Raw genomic sequence first — 17047 nt, 5'->3', positions numbered from 1 at the left:
GCGTCAGGTCATGTCCAGCGTGATCGCCACTGGGCAATGGTCCGATGCCTTCGGTCGGTCCCAGCCGGCGCGCGGAAACCGCTCGACCTCCTGCCCCGGCGGAAAGATGGTGCGCCAAGGCTGGCCGTTGCGGATGATGTCGGGAACGGCCGTTGCGTTGCTGGCGGCGAGCCCCTTCGACAACAGGATGTAGTCGAGCTGGCACAGATGCCGCTCTTCGGGTCCTCGCGTGTGGTAGAAACTCCAGCGGTTCATCTCCGGCCGCCGCTCAACGACATTTTCGCAAAAGCCGCCTGCCGTCAGCACGTTGATGCAGGACAGGGCTTCGTCGACCACCTCGAAGCGATAGCCGTCGATCGCATCGCCGGCCACCTTCACGCGCTGGCGATAATCATTCATGTCGCCGCATATCGCCCAGCTCTTGTCGGCGGCATAGTCCTTGCCGAAGCGCTCCTCGATGATGCGGCGCACGGCCTGCGCTTCGGCGATGCGCACCGGCATCGTCGCCTCGCGCCCGTCGAGCCCGTTGCGCGGCGAGCCCATCGACTTGAAATGCACGAGATAGAGCGTCAGCGGCACGCCGCCCACGGTGATGTCGATCTCCAGGCAGTCGCGCCGGAAAATGCGCTCCTTGGCCTGATTGCCCAGTGCCTCGAGTTCCGGCGTGTGCAGCCCGAACTGCTCGTAGGTGACATAGGCATGGCTGGTCATGCGCACGAATTCGATCGGCTGGCCCTGCGCGGTCTCGTTGCGCATCATCACGGCAACGTCGATGCCGCGCGAATCATTGCCCGATGTGGTGTATTTCTGCCGGTAGCCCTGCCCCACCATCTTGAACAAATAGCCGTATTCGAAGGCCTTCAGCGCTTCGATGTTGTCGACCTCCTGCATGCAGATGATGTCGGCTCGGGTGGCAGCGATTGCCAGCGCCGTCAGTTGGCGCGTGTCGTCGGACTGGGCGATGGCGCGGGCCTGCTCCAGGATCCTGTATTCCGCCTCGCTCTGGATATCGAACAGCGCCAGCGTTCGATCCTCGTTGAGCTGGTTGCGATAGCCGGAAAAATCGAACCTGTTCATCAGGTTCTCGACATTGAAGGTGGCAAGGCGCAGCGACATGCCATGACCTTTGCCCGCAAGTGCTTCGGAAAACAAGCGCGCAGGACCACCATCTGAGATCGATTGGTCCTGGGTGCGTTCGCGTCATGGTTGACGGAACCTTTCCGTTCATCCGCCGTTCAGATGCAAACATCCATTGTTGCCCCATTCCTCGGGTGGGCGCGGGGCCTGTAACTCTTGGAGAGTGCAATGAATTCGCTCTTTTCTTCCACGGTCAAATCGGGGCTGATAGCCCTCGGTATCCTTTCCGGCGTCACGGCACCGTCCGCCGCCGGACCGATCATGCAGCCGGATCTGTCGATACCCACCAGCACGGCGGCGCCGAATCTCACGCCTGTCCGCGACAGCTGGGCGGGCGGCAACAACCGTCAGTTCAACAACGACGATTGGAGATGGCGCCGGTCGGGCAACTGGAACGGCGGCCGTCGACACTGGCAGGGCGGCGGCGGTCACTGGAATGGCGGAGACAACTGGCGTTGGCGCCATGGTCGCCATCACTATCGCGGCGGCCGTTATTACGATGATGGCGCGAGTGCCGCGATCCTGGGCCTTGGCCTGGGGCTCGGCCTCGGCAGCATGTACAACAATTACGACTACTACGATCGGCCGGCGCCGCGCCGCTACTACCGCGCGGGACGGCTTTCGAGCGCCCATGTCCAATGGTGCTACAACCGCTACCGGTCGTACCGGGCCTACGACAACACCTTCCAGCCCTACAACGGCCCGCGCCAGCAGTGCTACTCACCCTATTGAGCTGACCTGTAGCTGAGCTGACCGACAGAATGAAAAACGGCGCCACTTGGCGCCGTTTTTGTTCATGGAAGCCGCTGTTTTCGAGCGCTTGTGGATTTCGCTCAGTTCTTGGCCTTGTCGACCAGCTTGTTCTTGGAAATCCAGGGCATCATCGCGCGCAGCTTGGCGCCGACTTCCTCGATCTGGTGGCTGTCATTGTTGCGGCGGATGCCCTTGAAGCGGGACATGCCGGCGCGGTATTCCTGCATCCACTCCGAGGTGAATTTTCCCGTCTGGATGTCCTTCAGCACGCGCTTCATCTCGGCCTTGGTCTCGGCGGTGATGATGCGCGGGCCCGAGACATATTCGCCCCATTCGGCGGTGTTCGAGATCGAGTAGTTCATGTTGGCGATGCCGCCTTCATAGATCAGGTCGACGATCAGCTTGACCTCGTGCAGGCACTCGAAATAGGCCATCTCAGGCGCGTAGCCGGCTTCCACCAGCGTCTCGAAACCGGCCCGGATCAGCTCGACCAGACCGCCGCACAGCACGACCTGCTCGCCGAACAGGTCGGTCTCGCATTCCTCGCGGAAATTGGTCTCGATTATGCCCGAACGGCCGCCGCCGACGCCGCAGGCGTAGGACAGGGCCAGGTCGAGCGCATTGCCCGAGGCGTCCTGGTTGACGGCGACCAGGCACGGCACGCCGCCGCCCTTCTGGTATTCGCCGCGCACCGTGTGGCCGGGACCCTTCGGCGCGATCATGACGACGTCGACCGTCGACTTCGGCTCGATCAGGCCGAAATGCACGTTGAGGCCGTGCGCGAAGGCGATAGCGGCACCATCGCGGATGTTCGGCGCGATCTCGTTCTTGTAGATGTCGGCCTGCAGCTCGTCCGGCGTTGCCATCATCATCAGGTCGGCCCATTTGGCGGCGTCGGCCACGCTCATGACCTTGAGCCCGTCGGCCTCGACCTTGTTGGCGGTCGCCGAGCCGGCCTTGAGACCGATGGCGATTTCCTTGGCGCCGGAATCCTTGAGGTTGAGCGCGTGCGCCCTGCCCTGGCTGCCATAGCCGATGATGGCGACCTTCTTGCCCTTGATCAGATTGAGATCGGCATCACGATCGTAATAGACGCGCATTTTGTCTTCCTTCCCGTTTTATGAATCAGCCTTGCGGCCGGTTGTTGCTCCATGTAGAGCGAGAAACTGCTGCGTCGCGCGCGCGGCATCGCCGCCGATCGCCGCCTCAGTCAATTCCAGCCGGTCGCCAAGCAGCAGACGGATCTGCACGTCGCGGGCGACCAGCCCGAAAAAGGTGCGGAACGCCGTCTCGGCATCCGCGAAATCCAAAAGCCCGGTCCGTCGGCCGGCCTCAAGCACCGGCTTCAACCGTTTGGCCAATGCGAAGCGGCCGTTCTCCAGCACCACGGCGCCGAGATTGTCCTTACCCGAACCGGCATGGCTGACCGCAACCCGGTTGAGCGCGATCGAGGTGTCGCTGGAGATCACCTTAAGCCAGTCCGAGGCAAAGCGTTCGAGGCTTGCGGTCAGCGAGGCAAGATCGAGCCCCTTGCCGTCAACCGGCGCCACCCGCACTTTCGAGGCCTGCCACTGCACCGTCGCCGTCAGCAGCCCGTCACGGTCGCCGAACCATTTGTAGAGCGTTTCCTTGGAGCAGCTGGCGCGGCGCGCCACAGCGGTCATGGTCAGTTGATCGCCCTCTTCGACCAGCAGCCGCAACGCTGCGTCGAGCACGGCCTTCTGTCGCTCTGTCAGCGCTTCGCTGGTGTCGATCTCGGGCACGCTGTGCAACACGCTCTTCTCTCGAAAGGTCGGGCCACCGGTCATTCCGATATGCCGTACCGTACGTTACGGTTCGGCATATTGCGCAATCCGAGGCCGCGCGCAAGAGGGCGGGCGCAAAATATCTGCAAGTGATGCGTTGCCGCGCGACAAGCCTCGCTAATCGGAGGCTGGCGGATGGCGCAATCGTCCAAGCAGTGCGGAGACCCTGGTCAATTCATCCGCCGACAATTTGGCGCCTACCAGTTCCGCAATCGAGCGTCCGTAGACAGCCCACATCTGGCGGCGTGTCTCTCGCCCGCTGGCGGTGATGCGGATGGTGTGGCCACGGCCGTCATCGGCCACCGGCAGTTTCTCGACGAGCCCATCGGCCTCTAGGCGGGCCAGCAGGCGCGAAATGTTGTATTGCGCAAACAGCGTGCGCTCGATGAGCTGGAACGGCCGCAGCCCGCCCTCGCCCGCCTCAGCGAGCTCATGCAGCACGTCGTACCAGGCAAGCGGCGGCAGGCCGGCGGCCTTCAACGCTTCTTCAGCGCTTTCCATCAGCTGGCGCGAAACGCGCATCAGGCGAGCCCAGGCCTTGATGGCTTCTGGCGAAGGCGTGGCTTTCTCGGTCATGGCCAAGCATAGGCAGTAGATGCATCTGCATCAAGCTTGACGATCGATGCATGTGCATCTATATAGATGCAAATGCATACCTTGGAAACCTCATGGCACACAAGCTCATCCTCGTCAGCCATCACCTCTGCCCCTATGTGCAGCGCGCCGCGATTTCGCTGGCCGAAAAGGGCGTGCCGTTCGAGCGCATCGATATCGACCTGGCCAACAAGCCGGACTGGTTCAAGACGATCTCGCCGCTCGGCAAGGTGCCGCTGCTGCGCGTGCAGCGAAATGGCGAGGAAACGGTCATCTTCGAATCGGCCGTCATCCTCGAATTCCTCGAAGAGACGCAAGCCAATCCCCTCCACCCTGCCGACCCCTATGCCCGCGCCCGTCATCGCGCCTGGATCGAGTTCGGTTCGGCAACCCTCAACGCCATCGGCCGGTTCTATTCAGCCTCGACCGAAGCTGGCTTCCTGGCCGAATCCAGCGCGCTGTCCGCTATGTTCGATCGCCTCGAAGCCGAGCTGGCGGACGAGCCCGGCGGACCCTGGTTCGCCAGCAAGCACTTTTCGCTGGTCGACGCCGTTTACGGTGCGGTCTTCCGCTACCTCAATGTCTTCGACCGCATCGGTGATTTCGGCATTCTGGACGGCAAACCGCTCGTCCGAGCCTGGCGCAAAACGTTGAGTGAGCGCCCGTCGATCAGGCAAGCCGTGGCGCCGGACTATCCGCACCGCCTGCATGCTTTCCTGCAAGCGAAGGGATCGCACCTTTCAGGGCTCATCCGGCAAAACAATCCGGCCACCGCGCTTCGGCCAGCCCGATCCGCTTGAACGGATCGATCGCGGGCAAGCGTTGGCTCGTGGCCGTCAGTTTTCGAACATGACGAAGGCGGCCCACACCCGAGGGTCCTGCGCGCCTGATATCTCGCCGTCGCGGGCATCGCGACGGGCCTGGCGCAGCGCTTCCGGATAAGTCCGCCCGGCGGCGAGATGGCCGTAGAAGCTCACCATGAAGGCAGCGGTTCCCGCATCGTCCACAGGCCAAAGGGCTAGCAACGAGCGCTTCGCACCGGCAATGTTGATTGCCGTCGGCAGGCCGCGCAAACCGCCGACGAATGTCTCCTGGCCACGGGCCGTCTCGCAGGCGGAGAGCACAAGCAGGTCGAGATTCGACAAATCCCACATCATCAGCTCCATGCCATAGAGCCGGCCGTCATCATCATCGCGCTTCATCGATTGCCGGTTTCCCGACTGGGACAGCACGACCTCACTCTGCCACAGCGCATTCACGGCACCGACGCCGCCCTCTTTCTCGTCGCGGTAGGCACCATGTGTGGCCAGATGCGCGACCGTGGCCTGCTCGATGTCCTTGCGCAGCGCCCGTTCGCCGGCAGCCGTTCCGGTAAGGGTCTCGACCGAATAATGATCGCCGTGCAGGATCGAGGCGATCGCGTCGACCTCCTTGCGGGTACCCGGTAGCGGCTCGGCACCCTTCTCCGCACCCCGTGCGTAATCCAGGCCGCCGGCCAGCAAGGCCTTGCCGGACTTGGGAAAACTCTGATCGATGCCTGCGTTCAACAGCGATTCCGGCCGGGTCAGCATGCGCACCAGGAAGCGATCGTCGAGCGACGCGCCCTTGCTGTCCTGCAGCAAGGGGAATGGCACCGAAAACAGCTTGCCGTCCGGCACCACGAAAAGCGTGTCGGCGCCGCCAAGCGACGGCTCCAGAGGTGCGATCAGACCGGCGTAAAGCCCTGTGAATGTCGCGTTCAGATCGACCAGGGTCACAGCGCCACGCTCCTGCGCGGAGCGGGTCGACCTGAGGTTTGCCATGCGGGTTTCCCGGGCGGCTGGGATGAGCCCGCGCGGATCGCCGAGGTCATAGAGCGACGGCTGCTGGTCCTTGCGCGTGACGATCGCGTAGAGCCGTTCGTCTTCCAGCGGATCGGCGCTCTCGCGGTCCGCCCGCCACTTGCGAGTGATGAAATAATCGATCAGCGCCTCGTTGGGCTTCAGCAGCGTGTTGGCCATCGGCAGAGGCTTGTCCACCACGCTTTGGTCGAAGCTGTACTTGGTCGTAACTCTCGTGATCGCCTTTTCGTACGCCGCCTGAGCCTCGTCGGGCTGTACCGCACCTGGATCGTCGGCACTGTCGCCACTGGAAGCAGCCTCCTGGTAGGCCAGGGACAGCCGTATCCCGGCCTGGATCAAATGCCGTGTCTCCATATCGTTCGGATCGATCAAACGCGACAGTCTGCGCAACTGATCCCGTTTGTCGTTTTCGAGTGTCGGCCAGCGACGCACCGCTTCAGCGAATGCCGGCACTGCCGATGCGTTGTTTTTTGCCAGCCGCGCATAGTCGTAGAGCATGTCATCGGCCAAGGCGCGGCTGGCTTCAGCGACGACCGGGTTGGCGGCCGTGCTCACCTGGAACCAATTCCAACGCAACATGTCATGGTTGAGAGCCGCAAAATCGGTGGCTGCAGCCTCGGGATTCGTCTTCGCCTTGAGGTTGGCCATGGCCTGCCGCGCGGCAAAGGTCAGCGGGTGTCCCGAGCCGTATGTCGATCCGGCGATGCTATAGGCCCGATCGAGTTGGTTCATGCTGTTTTCGGTATCGCCCATGGCGGCGAAATGCGCGGCGAGCAGGTTGGCGATCTTGATTGCCAATATCTCGGGATAACTCGCGTGGTTGGTCAGCGGCAGCAAGCGTGCGAGCGTCGGCGCGTCGAGCGGCTGTGCACCGGAAAGAGCCCTGGTGTAGAGCAGCCAGGCATCGGCCTGCTCAATCAAATTGCCTTCCTGCTTGAGGACGACAGCGATATCCCGGTCCTGCTGGAAATAGCGCAAGGCCTCGTCGTACTTGGCGAGGTCGAGATAGTCCTGAGCCGTGTTGTTGGCGCTAACCAGAACGTTGAAGTGATTTGGCCCGTAGTAGCCGATACGTTTCTCGAGCACATTCAGGTCGTACTGTAAGGCGCGTGCCGGTGCCCCGATCTGACGCAGCATGTCGGCCAGATTGTTCTGCAGCTTCCAGGTGAAGCGATCATCCTGGCCAAGCACCCGCTCCGCAATCTCCAGATTGCGCTGGTCGACGTTGATCGCCGCAGCGATTTGACCGAATGCAGCGATCCCTGTCGCCAGCACATCGTTGGCATACATGAGTTCCAGGGATTCCGTGCCTTGGTAGTGGGCGTAGAGATTGGTTGCCGTAGCGCACATGGAAACGAAGCCCTGATAGTCTTTCTCGGCCTGTTTCAGCATTGCGTAATTGAGATAGAAATCGGCACGCTTCGCGACATCCTGCTGCATCGCCCTGGTTTTCAGGCCTTCGGCAAAAATCTCCTCGGCGTTGTCGAGGATCTGGTTGTTGAGAAATGTCGCGCCGGCGTTCGAGTAACTCTCGACCGTAAATTCATAGAGGTCGCTCCTGGCCGCATCGAGCAGCGCTGCCCGCAACTGCACGTAACCGTCGTCGAAACGCGCCACCTCCATCATCAGCTTGTAGGCCGCATCGATCCGAACTTTCAGCGCCTCTTCACTGCCTGCTGGAGCCTGCTGACCGGCTTGGCCCGGCGTCTGAGCTTGCGCCGTCGGCAAGGGCGGCGCCACGACCGACGTGGCCAGGACAGATGCAACGACCTGCATCAGGCTTAGCGATTTTCGGACTATGGACATGACAACGTTCATGCGGATCGGTCTGAGGCGAAAACTCTAGGATGCGGTCGTATCATGACCCGGATTTTGTTCGAAATCCCACCGTGTTTCCTTGAGTCCGATCCGCTTGAAGGGATTGGTCACGGTTCCAGCCACCATCGAGGCAAGGAATTGCGGCGCCGGCGGGATTTTTGCCACCGTCGCCACCAGCCTGTCGCGGATGAAGGGCAGCGCCACCGAATCCGACTGGTAGAACGGCGTGAATGCCAGCGACAGCGCCTGGAAGATGCGGACATGCCAGCGCCGCGCCTTCGCATAGGCCTCCAGTGCTGCCTCGACACTCGTTGTCCGCACCAGCGCATGGCTGAGCGCCGCCGCGTCGAGCAGCGCCATGTTGCCCCCTTGCCCGAGTTGCGGACTGGTGGAATGCGCCGCGTCGCCGATGGCCGCCAATCGCCTACCGGCCGGAAGCTTCATCGTGTGGTGGCCGTAGCGGGCCAGCGAGAGCTGGTCGAAACTGTCGATCTGGCTGGTGAACGCCTCGCTCTGCGGCCACAGCCGGACCACCCTTTCCTTCCAGGCGTTCAGGCCGCGAACGCGCACCTCATCGGCATCCGACGGCTTCAGGCTCCAGAAGAAGGCCGCCATCTTTTCAGCGCCCGGCTCCGGCCGGCCGATCGGCAGCACGCCGATCATCACGCTCGCTTTGTCGTAGCGTTGCAGCAGCGCGTGCTCGTCGAAACCATCGCCACGCCAGCCGAGCGAGGCCCAGAACGCACCGTAGGTGAGTGGCCGCGGCTCGCCTGGAGCGCTTTCGCGGCGCAGTTTCGAGCGCGAACCGCTGGCGTCGACGACCAGATCGAACGGCCCTGCCCTCCGCCCGTTGCCACAGATCAGCGTCGCCCGTTCGCCGGTCTCCAGGGCCTCGATCTCGACGCCGGTCTCGATGGCGATCGCCTCGCTCTGCGCGGCGCGGAAAAGCACACCGAACAAAGCCGCCCGGTGCACCGCCAGCCCGAAGCGGCCACCGCGTTGCGCATCGTAGCGGACATCGAGCACGGTACGGCCAGTGGAAGCATCGGCGCCATGCAGGCGGTCGATGCGGCTGCCCAGCGCCAGTATGTCGGGAAGCAGGCCAAGATCGGCCAGCACCGTCAGCCCTGTCGGCTGCAGGATCAGCCCGGAGCCGACCGGCTTCGGTTCATCGAAGCGCTCGAAGACCGTGACCCGATGCCCGGCACGCTTGAGATAGAGCGCCACGGCCAGTCCCGCCGGCCCGGCGCCTGCAATTGCGATATCATAGGAAATGCCAGTGCCCCCAAAGCCGGATTGGCCGGACAATCCTTCAGCGGCGGGACGAAATCAAGCCGTCACCAACGGCTTTGCGCCGCAGGTCAGCCCTGGGCGGCATCAAAATCGGCGCGTGCGCCGCGCACCGCATCATGATTGAGCTCGGCCCACAGGATCAGCTGATGCAAGGCGCCGAACATCGAATGCCCGAGATCGGTCAGGCTGTACTCGACGCTCGGCGGCTTGGTCGGGAACACCTCGCGATGCACATAGCCGTCGCGCTGCAAATCGTAGAGCGTCTGCGTCAGCATGCGCTGTGAAATGTCAGGCACCAGCCGCCGCAACTCGCCGAAGCGATAGGGCTGCTCGGCCAAAGCCATCATCAGCAGCGAGCTCCATTTGCCGCTCACGCCCTGTATGACCTCGCGGACCGGACAATTGGAGAAGTTGCCGCCGCCGGAGACCGCCTTGTAGACCTCCAACTTCGATCTCAGATTGACAATCTTGCTGTCCACCGCTGGTTCCCTGCGCGTGCCTACCTCCCGAAAAACTGCCTTCTTTACGGCTCTGGGTCAATTCCTATTTTAGTGCTGGTCTCTTTTTGAGACCACCACTCGAACCGCCTTAGCGGCGCAACGTCAGGATCTTCCATGACCCAAACCCTTCTCGTCACCGGCGCTTCCGGCCAGCTCGGCCGCGGCGTCATCAACCACCTGCTGGACACGTTCAAGGTCCCCGCGGGCCGGATCATCGCCGCCACCCGCAATCCGGACAACCTCGCCGAGTTGGCGGCGCGAGGCGTCATCACAAGGGCGGCTGACTTCGACGACACACTATCGTTGGAGGCTGCTTTCAAGGGCGCCGACAGGGTGCTGATCATCTCGACCGGCGAGATCGACCTGCTACACGGCAAGCGCCTGAGGCAGCACCAGAACGCGGTTGCCGCCGCTAAAAAGGCCGGTGTTTCCCACCTTCTCTACACCTCGATGCCCAACCCGGAACCGGTTTCGCCGGTGCTGTTTGCCAATGATCACTACGGCACCGAGCAGGCGATCAAAGCGAGCGGCATCCCCTACACGATCTTCCGCAACGGCTGGTACCAGGAGAACCTGTTCATGGCCCTGCCGCACGCGATCGCTTCGGGAAAATGGTACACGTCCGCCGGCGACGGCCGCATGGCGCACGGTGCGCGCGACGACATGGCGGCAGCGATCGCCGCCGGCCTCGCTGACGCATCAAGCGAAAGCGAGACCTACACCTTGACCGGCCCGCAGGCCTACACGACGGCCGAGATCGCCGCCCTGGTAAGCGAGGTCACCGGCAAGCCGCTCGATGTCGTCCAGGTTTCGGATGAAGCCTTGACCGAAGGCGTGAAGGCGGCTGGCGTTCCCGAGGACTTTGCCCGCATCATCGTGTCGTTCGACGCCAACACGCGTTCCGGCCGCATCGCCATGGTGACGGACGCGGTCGAGACGCTTTCCGGCCGCAAGTCGAAGACGCTGAAGCAGTTCCTCGAGGCAAACAAGGCCGCGCTGGCCGGCTGAAGCGGAGTGACATGGACTGTGCCGGACGGCACAGTCCATTCGCCGATCCGGCAGGTGCCTAGATCGCCACCTGCGTGCCGATCTCGACCACGCGCCCGGTCGGGATCTGAAAGTACTCCGTCGCGTCGGCCGCAGTGCGGGCCAGGCCGATGAACAGCCGGTCCTGCCACACCGGCATGCCGGAATTGGGCGAGGCCTTGAGCGAACGCCGCGACAGGAAGAACGAGGTCGTCATGATGTCGAACTTCCAGCCCTGCTTGCGGCAGATCGCCAGTGCGCGCGGGATGTTGGGCTGCTCCATGTAGCCGAAGGTCAGCGTCACCCGCATGAACAGCTCGTTGACCGTCTCCATCTTGACCCGGTCGCTGTCGGGCACCACCGGCTGCGGCGCGGTCACCACCGAAAGGATGACGTTCTGCTCATGCAGCACCTTGTAGTGCTTCAGGCTGTGCATCAGCGCGGTTGGCGCGCTTAGCGGATCGCTGGTGAGGAAGACGGCGGTGCCGGAGACCAGCTGCGGCTTCTTCTTCAACAAATTGCCGGCAAGGAAATCGAGCGGGATCTCGTTGCGGCGGGTCTTGTCGAACAGATAGCGGCTGCCGCGCACCCAGGTCCACATGGCCAGCACGACGGTGAAGGCCACGGCCAGCGAGGCCCAGCCGCCCTCGAACACCTTGACGATGTTGGAAGCAAAGAAGCCGACATCGATGAAGCCGAACAGCGCCGTAAGCGAGATTGCCACCCACAGCCGCCATTTCCAGATGCGCGTCATGACGACATAGAGCAGCACCGTCGTCACCAGCATGTTGCCGGTCACCGAAATACCGTAGGCCGACGCCAGCCTGCTGGACTCGCCGAAGCCGACCACCAGCATCATCACCACCAGCGCCAGCAGAAGATTGACGCGCGGCATGTAGATCTGGCCGGACTGTTTCTCCGACGTGTGCAGGATTTCGAGCCGCGGCAGCATGTTGAGCTGCACCGCCTGCCTGGTCAGCGAGAACGCGCCTGATATCACCGCCTGGCTGGCGATGACGGTAGCGGCGGTCGCCAGCACGACCATCGGGATCAGCGTCCAGCCTTCGTTCATCTCGAAGAACGGATGGCCGACGACGCCATTCTTGGCCAGCACGAAGGCACCCTGCCCGGCATAATTGAGCAGCAGGCAGGGAAACACGATCGCCAGCCAGGCCAGCACGATCGGCTTGCGGCCGAAATGGCCGAGATCGGCATAGAGCGCTTCGGCGCCGGTCACGGCGAGAAAGATGGCGCCGATGGTCACGAAGGCGACATCGGGCGAATTGATCAGGAAGGCGACGATATAGTGCGGGCTCACCGCCCACAGGATATCCGGATCGGCGATGATGTGGTTGAGGCCGGAAAGGCCGATGGCCAGGAACCATACCGCGGTCACCGGGCCGAACACCAATCCCACCCCGCCCGTGCCAAAGCGCTGCACCGCGAACACCATGGCAAGGATGACCAATGTCAGCGGCACGACATAGGGCTGGAAGGTCGGCGTGACGACATTCATGCCCTCAACCGCCGACAGCACCGAAATCGCCGGTGTGATGACGGCGTCACCGAAGAAAAGCGATGCCCCGACGATGCCGATAGCGAGCATCAATGCTGAACGCTTGGGGAAACTGCCGCGCGCCAGCGCCATCAGCGACAGCACGCCGCCCTCGCCGCGGTTGTCGGCGCGCAGCACGAACATGATGTATTTGATGGTGACGATGATCGTCAGCGACCAGATGATCAGCGACAGCACGCCGAGAATATCGCCGCGCTGGGCGACATTGCCGCCCGACGACGCCACCAGCGCCTCGCGAAAGGCGTAGATCGGGCTGGTGCCGATATCCCCATAGACGACACCGAGCGCGCCCAGCATCAGAACCTTGGTGCTGTGCTGTTCGACTTCCGAATGGCTCGATTGTTCGACGGGTTCTGCCTCACTACCAGTGTTGGTAAGGGCCATGGACGACACTCCGATAAGCGCGCGGTGCTCTACGCTTGCTGCGATGCAATATCAAGTGCCGTCGCGTAATGGCTGCCATGCCTGCCGCGCCAGGCTGCCCATCGCTACCATCCGCAGGCCTTGAGGAACCGACCCACCGTGCCGGCCATGCCATACTCCAACGCGTCGGCTGTCAACCCATGTCCGATCGACACTTCGGCCAATGCCGGAATGCGCTTGACCAGCGCCGGCAGATTGCCGACCACCAGATCGTGCCCGGCATTGACCTGCAGCCCGGCGGCAAGCGCAGCGTCAGCGGTTTTTCCCAATCTTTCCAGCTCCTTGGCCGCTTTGGCGGAATCTGTGTGATAGCTGCCATATGGACCAGTATAGAGCTCGATGCGATCGGCACCGGTGTCGCGTGCGGCCGCCACCCAATCGGGATCAGGGTCGGAAAACAGCGACACGCGAAAGGCCCCTTTTTTCAAGCGTTTGACGATCGGTGTAAGGAACGCGGCCTGGGTGGCGAAGTTCCAGCCATGGTCCGATGTCGCCTGGGCCGGATCGTCCGGCACCAAAGTCACCTGTTCAGGCTGATGCTTTTCCACAAGCAACAGGAAATCCTCGGTCGGATAGCCCTCTATGTTGAATTCCGCGCGCGGAAACTCGTCGTCGATCAGCGACCGGATCTCAGGCAGATCGGAGTGTCTTGTGTGCCGCTCGTCGGGGCGCGGATGCACCGTCAGCCCATGCGCGCCGGCCGCCAGCGCAATGCGGCCGAGGCCGGTCACGCTTGGCCACGGCAGGTCGCGCCGGTTGCGCAGCATGGCGATGGCATTGAGGTTGACGGAGAGCTTTGCGGGCATGCGGGCGGCCTCGGAAATCATTCAACGCGCCCACCTATAATGCCTTTGACGGGAACAGTAATGCCTTTGGTGGGAACAGACTGGGGGTTTCGGGTGTTCCAAGCCTGATGAACGAGCCGGGAAAGGAAAGCGCCGATGAATTTTCTCGATGAGGTTCCGGCAATTCGCCGTATCGAGACCAGCCGCGACGACCTTTTCGCCATCGATGTCGTCGGGCACGTTTCCGCGGCCGACGGTGAAAATCTTTTCGGGCTGCTGGAGGCAGCCTATGCCCTGCATCCGCGCATCGATGTGCTGGTGCGCCTCGTCGACCACGATGGCGTCGACTGGGCCGACATCGCGGACGAGACCCTGAAGCAGGGCGCCATCCATGCATTAGAACATGTCGGCCGTTGCGCAACCATCGGCGAACCGGACTGGATAGCGGACGCACAACGCTTTCTGCCGTCCTCACCGCCCGTTGAAATCAGGCACTTCAAGGCGGAGGACGAGGCCGCCGCCTGGCAATGGCTTGCCGCGCAGCCTATCGGGGCAACAGCATCCGGCGCCCCTACCTGACGATCGTCAGCCGCTCGGCCGCCCGCGTGATGGCGGTGTAGAGCCAGCGCTGGCGGGTTTCCTTGAAGGCCCAGCTTTCATCGAACAGCACAATCTCGTTCCACTGCGAGCCCTGCGCCTTGTGCACGGTCAGCGCGTAGCCATAGTCGAAATCGTCAAAGCGCTTCTTCTGCTGCCAGGGGATATCGGCATCGGGATCCTCGAACGCCGCCTTGAGCAGCTTGATCTTGGCGACGCCGCGATCCGGATCGTCCTCTTCCGGCGACACCAGAAGGTTGATGCCCGGCTTCACCGTCTCGCGTGACGAGGTCATCACCTTCCACAGCGAGCCATTGAGCAGGCCCTTGGCCGGATCGTTGCGCAGGCAGACCAGCTTGTCGCCGGCCTGCGGATAATCGGCGTTGAAGCCCTTGAGCTCGCGCAGCCGCTGATTGTAGCGGCGACGCGTGCGGTTGGTGCCGACCAGCACCTGGTCCGCCTTCAGCACCAGTTCCTGGGTAACGTCTTCCTTGCCGATCACCTGCGCCGTGCCATAGTCGCCACGCATGAATTCACGGCCCTCGCGCACATCGAGCGCCAGCCGCAGGATCGGGTTGTCGCGCGCCTGACGGTGGATTTCGGTCAGCAAAAAATCCGGCTTGTGGTCGGTGAAGAAGCCGCCGCCCGAGATCGGCGGCAGCTGGCCGGGGTCGCCCAGCACCAGGATCGGCGTGCCGAAACTCATCAGGTCGCGGCCGAGCTGCTCGTCGACCATCGAGCATTCGTCGATGACGACCAGTTTCGCCCGCGTAATCGGGCTCTGGCGGTTAAGCGAGAAGGTCGGCGACATCGAGGTCTTGCCGGTGACCTCGTCCGATACCGATTCCTCGCCCTTCGGCCGATAGATCAGCGAATGAATGGTGCGCGCATTGACCGCGCCCTTGGAGCGCAGCACCTGCGCCGCCTTGCCGGTGAAGGCGGCGAACTGCACCTGGCCGTCGACATGTTCGGCGAAATACCGCGCCAAGGTCGTCTTGCCGGTGCCGGCATAGCCGAACAGCCGGAACAGCTGCGGCTGGCCGGTCTTCAGCCATTGGGCGACCGCCTTCAGCGCGTCGTCCTGTTGGGGAGAGAATTCCATCAGCGCGAGAGACCGGATTCGCAAGGGAAAGACAAGACAGCCGCCACCATCATCGATGCGCCGGGACGCTTCAATGCCGCCGACGGGTCAGGCTATCAGGCGCAGACAAGAACGTAAAGGGAACATACAAGCTCACCCCACGCCTTATCGAATCGGCTGGGGATCGTTTTCCAGCAGGATCGGCTTGCCGTGCGGCGTGGCATGCGCGGCGCGCTCCCAGGCTTCAGCCATGGCGTCGACATCCGACTTCGCGGCCAGCCCTTTGGTGGCAAGCAGGCTTTCCAGCGCGGCCAGCCAATGTTCGTAATAGTCATGGCCGTCAGCCGCGGCGCCTGGCTTCTTCACTTCGATCGACAGCGCCTGCGCCCAATCGCTCCACGAAAACAGGCCCTTGTCGTGCAACGCCACCGTCATGGCGAACGCCTCAGCCTGCCACGGCTCGGCAAACACCGGCGCATCGACGCCCGGCGGCAGCTCGGGCAGATCCGTATCACGCCGGCTCAAGATAGCTCTCCCAGGCGTCTATCGAGACGCTCAGCGCCGGGTCGGCGCCCTCGCCCCAGATTTCCGGCCCTTCGAAAACCACGGTGTAGACCCATTGCGGATTTTCGCCGTGTCCATGCGCGTTGCTGTCGGGGAACACGAAACCGTCGTGCACCGTCTCAATCACCCCCTGCTTGGCGCGCGCATAGCGCGGCAGCCGCGTGTGGCCGGTCGGGTTGAGGTTTTTGGTCCGTACGGGGTCGCCGGCCTTGAACCGCGCCGGCCGCGCCACCGGCCGGTCGCAAGGACCACCCTTGGCCAGCACTGCGGGCACGTTTTCCGCCTTCAGCACCCTCTTGGGCGTCGCTGCCGGATCGACTGCCTTGCCCGCTTCGAGATCGCGCTCGCTGACGAAGCCATGGCGGTTCAACAGCACCTCCAGCGCCTTGATCCATATCTGGTAGTAGCTCGATGAATAGTAGACAGCCGGATGCAGCGATTCCCGTGCGTGCCGGCTCTCGTCGATGTTCCACGCGCCCATGGCGCCGGCAGTCAGCGTCACGCCGAGCGCCCGCCTTTCCCAGGCGGCATGGAAATACGGCTCGTCCTTTTCGGGCGCGACGGGGCCGAACCCCATCTGCCCGCCGAGATCGTGCGGCCCGTTCATGCCGGCTGCCCCTCTATTTCAGGTCTTTGGGCCAGGCCGGTCCCGATCATCGCGTCACGGCTGACCAGCTCCGCCAGCCGCTCCTCGCTCCAGCCCTCGGTGCCCTCGGGCCGCATCGGCACGACGAGATAGCGCAGCTCCGCGGTCGAATCCCAGACGCGTATTTTCTTGTCCGCCGGCAGCGTCAGCCCGAACTCCTCCAGCACGCCGCGCGGATCGATCACCGCGCGCGAACGATAAGGTGGCGCCTTGTACCAGACCGGCGGCAGGCCGAGCACCGACCACGGATAACAGGAGCACAGCGTGCAGACGACGAGGTTGTGGGTGTCCTGCGTGTTGAACACTGCCTGCATGTGCTCGCCTTGCCGGCCGGTATAGCTCAGCGAACCGATCGCCGCCGTCGCATCGCGCTTCAGCCATTCGGCATAGGCGGGATCGCTCCAGGCTTTCGCCACCACCCTGGCGCCATTGCGCGGGCCGATCTTCGTCTCGTAGGTGTCGACGATGACGTCGATCGCGGCCGGATCGATCAGCCCCTTCTGAGTGAGGATGGTTTCCAGCGCGCGCACGCGGGCGGCAAACGGATCGAGTTCGTTGTCGTGGTCATGATCGTGTGACATGGCCGCAAACTACGTTTCCAGTGATGC

Annotated in this window: 17 protein-coding genes; 4 read left to right on the top strand and 13 right to left on the bottom strand. The window is 63.1% G+C overall.

Translation table 11 applies throughout. The features are described 5' to 3' along the window. Positions 1 to 3: 3 nt before the first annotated feature. Positions 4 to 1116, bottom strand: coding sequence for an endonuclease/exonuclease/phosphatase family protein (locus tag EOB80_RS18755; RefSeq protein WP_127328946.1), 1113 nt, complete (start codon positions 1114 to 1116; stop codon positions 4 to 6). A gap of 189 nt (positions 1117 to 1305) precedes the next feature. On the opposite strand from EOB80_RS18755, the gene EOB80_RS18750 reads away from it, so the two are divergent. After that, positions 1306 to 1869 (top strand): BA14K family protein, encoded by a 564-nt coding sequence (locus EOB80_RS18750; protein ID WP_127328945.1) that lies wholly within the window; start codon positions 1306 to 1308, stop codon positions 1867 to 1869. A gap of 101 nt (positions 1870 to 1970) precedes the next feature. On the opposite strand, the gene ilvC is transcribed toward EOB80_RS18750, so the two are convergent. The 3 genes from ilvC to EOB80_RS18735 all read right to left on the bottom strand — a co-directional run bounded on the left by ilvC (position 1971) and on the right by EOB80_RS18735 (position 4271). After that, positions 1971 to 2990: a ketol-acid reductoisomerase gene (ilvC, locus tag EOB80_RS18745; protein ID WP_127322642.1), complete on the bottom strand. Its 1020-nt coding sequence runs from the start codon at positions 2988 to 2990 to the stop codon at positions 1971 to 1973. An 18-nt stretch (positions 2991 to 3008) separates the two neighbouring features. Beyond that, the gene (locus tag EOB80_RS18740; RefSeq protein ID WP_127322641.1) at positions 3009 to 3665 is read right to left on the bottom strand and encodes a TetR/AcrR family transcriptional regulator; all 657 of its coding nucleotides are present in this window, start codon (positions 3663 to 3665) and stop codon (positions 3009 to 3011) included. Positions 3666 to 3812: 147 nt separating this feature from the next. Beyond that, entirely contained in the window at positions 3813 to 4271 is a 459-nt protein-coding gene (locus EOB80_RS18735) for a MarR family winged helix-turn-helix transcriptional regulator (protein WP_127328944.1), read from the bottom strand. A 92-nt stretch (positions 4272 to 4363) separates the two neighbouring features. Here EOB80_RS18735 and EOB80_RS18730 point away from each other — a divergent pair, with 92 nt between their 5' ends. Continuing rightward, positions 4364 to 5089: a glutathione S-transferase family protein gene (locus EOB80_RS18730; RefSeq protein ID WP_127328943.1), complete on the top strand. Its 726-nt coding sequence runs from the start codon at positions 4364 to 4366 to the stop codon at positions 5087 to 5089. Positions 5090 to 5125: 36 nt separating this feature from the next. Here the strand turns inward: EOB80_RS18730 and EOB80_RS18725 are convergent, their stop codons facing one another. From EOB80_RS18725 to EOB80_RS18715, 3 genes are all read right to left on the bottom strand, one after another. Further along, positions 5126 to 7936, bottom strand: coding sequence for a CHAT domain-containing tetratricopeptide repeat protein (locus tag EOB80_RS18725; RefSeq protein ID WP_164762655.1), 2811 nt, complete (start codon positions 7934 to 7936; stop codon positions 5126 to 5128). Positions 7937 to 7972: 36 nt separating this feature from the next. Beyond that, positions 7973 to 9175: an NAD(P)/FAD-dependent oxidoreductase gene (locus EOB80_RS18720; protein WP_245466383.1), complete on the bottom strand. Its 1203-nt coding sequence runs from the start codon at positions 9173 to 9175 to the stop codon at positions 7973 to 7975. Positions 9176 to 9309: 134 nt separating this feature from the next. After that, positions 9310 to 9720 carry a helix-turn-helix domain-containing protein gene (locus EOB80_RS18715; protein WP_127320517.1) on the bottom strand — a complete coding sequence of 137 codons (411 nt, stop codon included), beginning with the start codon at positions 9718 to 9720 and terminating at the stop codon, positions 9310 to 9312. A 135-nt stretch (positions 9721 to 9855) separates the two neighbouring features. Between EOB80_RS18715 and EOB80_RS18710 the strand changes: the two genes are divergently transcribed. Continuing rightward, entirely contained in the window at positions 9856 to 10749 is an 894-nt protein-coding gene (locus EOB80_RS18710) for an SDR family oxidoreductase (RefSeq protein WP_127320516.1), read from the top strand. Between the two features lie 58 nt (positions 10750 to 10807). Here EOB80_RS18710 and EOB80_RS18705 read toward each other — a convergent pair whose 3' ends face one another. Beyond that, on the bottom strand, positions 10808 to 12727 hold the full coding sequence (locus EOB80_RS18705; protein WP_127328940.1) for a potassium transporter Kup: 1920 nt from the start codon (positions 12725 to 12727) through the stop codon (positions 10808 to 10810). A 104-nt stretch (positions 12728 to 12831) separates the two neighbouring features. Then, on the bottom strand, positions 12832 to 13572 hold the full coding sequence (locus tag EOB80_RS18700) for a pyridoxine 5'-phosphate synthase (protein ID WP_127328968.1): 741 nt from the start codon (positions 13570 to 13572) through the stop codon (positions 12832 to 12834). A gap of 135 nt (positions 13573 to 13707) precedes the next feature. Here EOB80_RS18700 and EOB80_RS18695 point away from each other — a divergent pair, with 135 nt between their 5' ends. Beyond that, positions 13708 to 14130 carry an STAS/SEC14 domain-containing protein gene (locus tag EOB80_RS18695; protein WP_127328939.1) on the top strand — a complete coding sequence of 141 codons (423 nt, stop codon included), beginning with the start codon at positions 13708 to 13710 and terminating at the stop codon, positions 14128 to 14130. On the opposite strand, the gene EOB80_RS18690 is transcribed toward EOB80_RS18695, so the two are convergent. The 4 genes from EOB80_RS18690 to nthA form a co-directional block, all read right to left on the bottom strand. Next, entirely contained in the window at positions 14123 to 15250 is a 1128-nt protein-coding gene (locus EOB80_RS18690) for an ATP-dependent RecD-like DNA helicase (RefSeq protein WP_127328938.1), read from the bottom strand. The genes EOB80_RS18695 and EOB80_RS18690 overlap by 8 nt on opposite strands. Before the next feature lie 144 nt (positions 15251 to 15394). Then, complete coding sequence (locus EOB80_RS18685) at positions 15395 to 15754, bottom strand: nitrile hydratase accessory protein (protein WP_127328937.1); 360 nt, start codon at positions 15752 to 15754, stop codon at positions 15395 to 15397. Beyond that, positions 15741 to 16400, bottom strand: a complete 660-nt coding sequence (gene nthB / locus EOB80_RS18680; RefSeq protein ID WP_127328936.1) for a nitrile hydratase subunit beta — start codon at positions 16398 to 16400, stop codon at positions 15741 to 15743. The genes EOB80_RS18685 and nthB overlap by 14 nt, the downstream gene beginning before the upstream one ends. After that, positions 16397 to 17020, bottom strand: a complete 624-nt coding sequence (gene nthA, locus EOB80_RS18675) for a nitrile hydratase subunit alpha (RefSeq protein ID WP_127328935.1) — start codon at positions 17018 to 17020, stop codon at positions 16397 to 16399. The genes nthB and nthA overlap by 4 nt, the downstream gene beginning before the upstream one ends. Positions 17021 to 17047 lie beyond the last annotated feature (27 nt).

The organism is Mesorhizobium sp. M7A.F.Ca.MR.245.00.0.0 (genome assembly GCF_003997415.1).
GTDB lineage: Bacteria > Pseudomonadota > Alphaproteobacteria > Rhizobiales > Rhizobiaceae > Mesorhizobium.
This window is presented reverse-complemented; position numbering and strand designations above follow the sequence as displayed.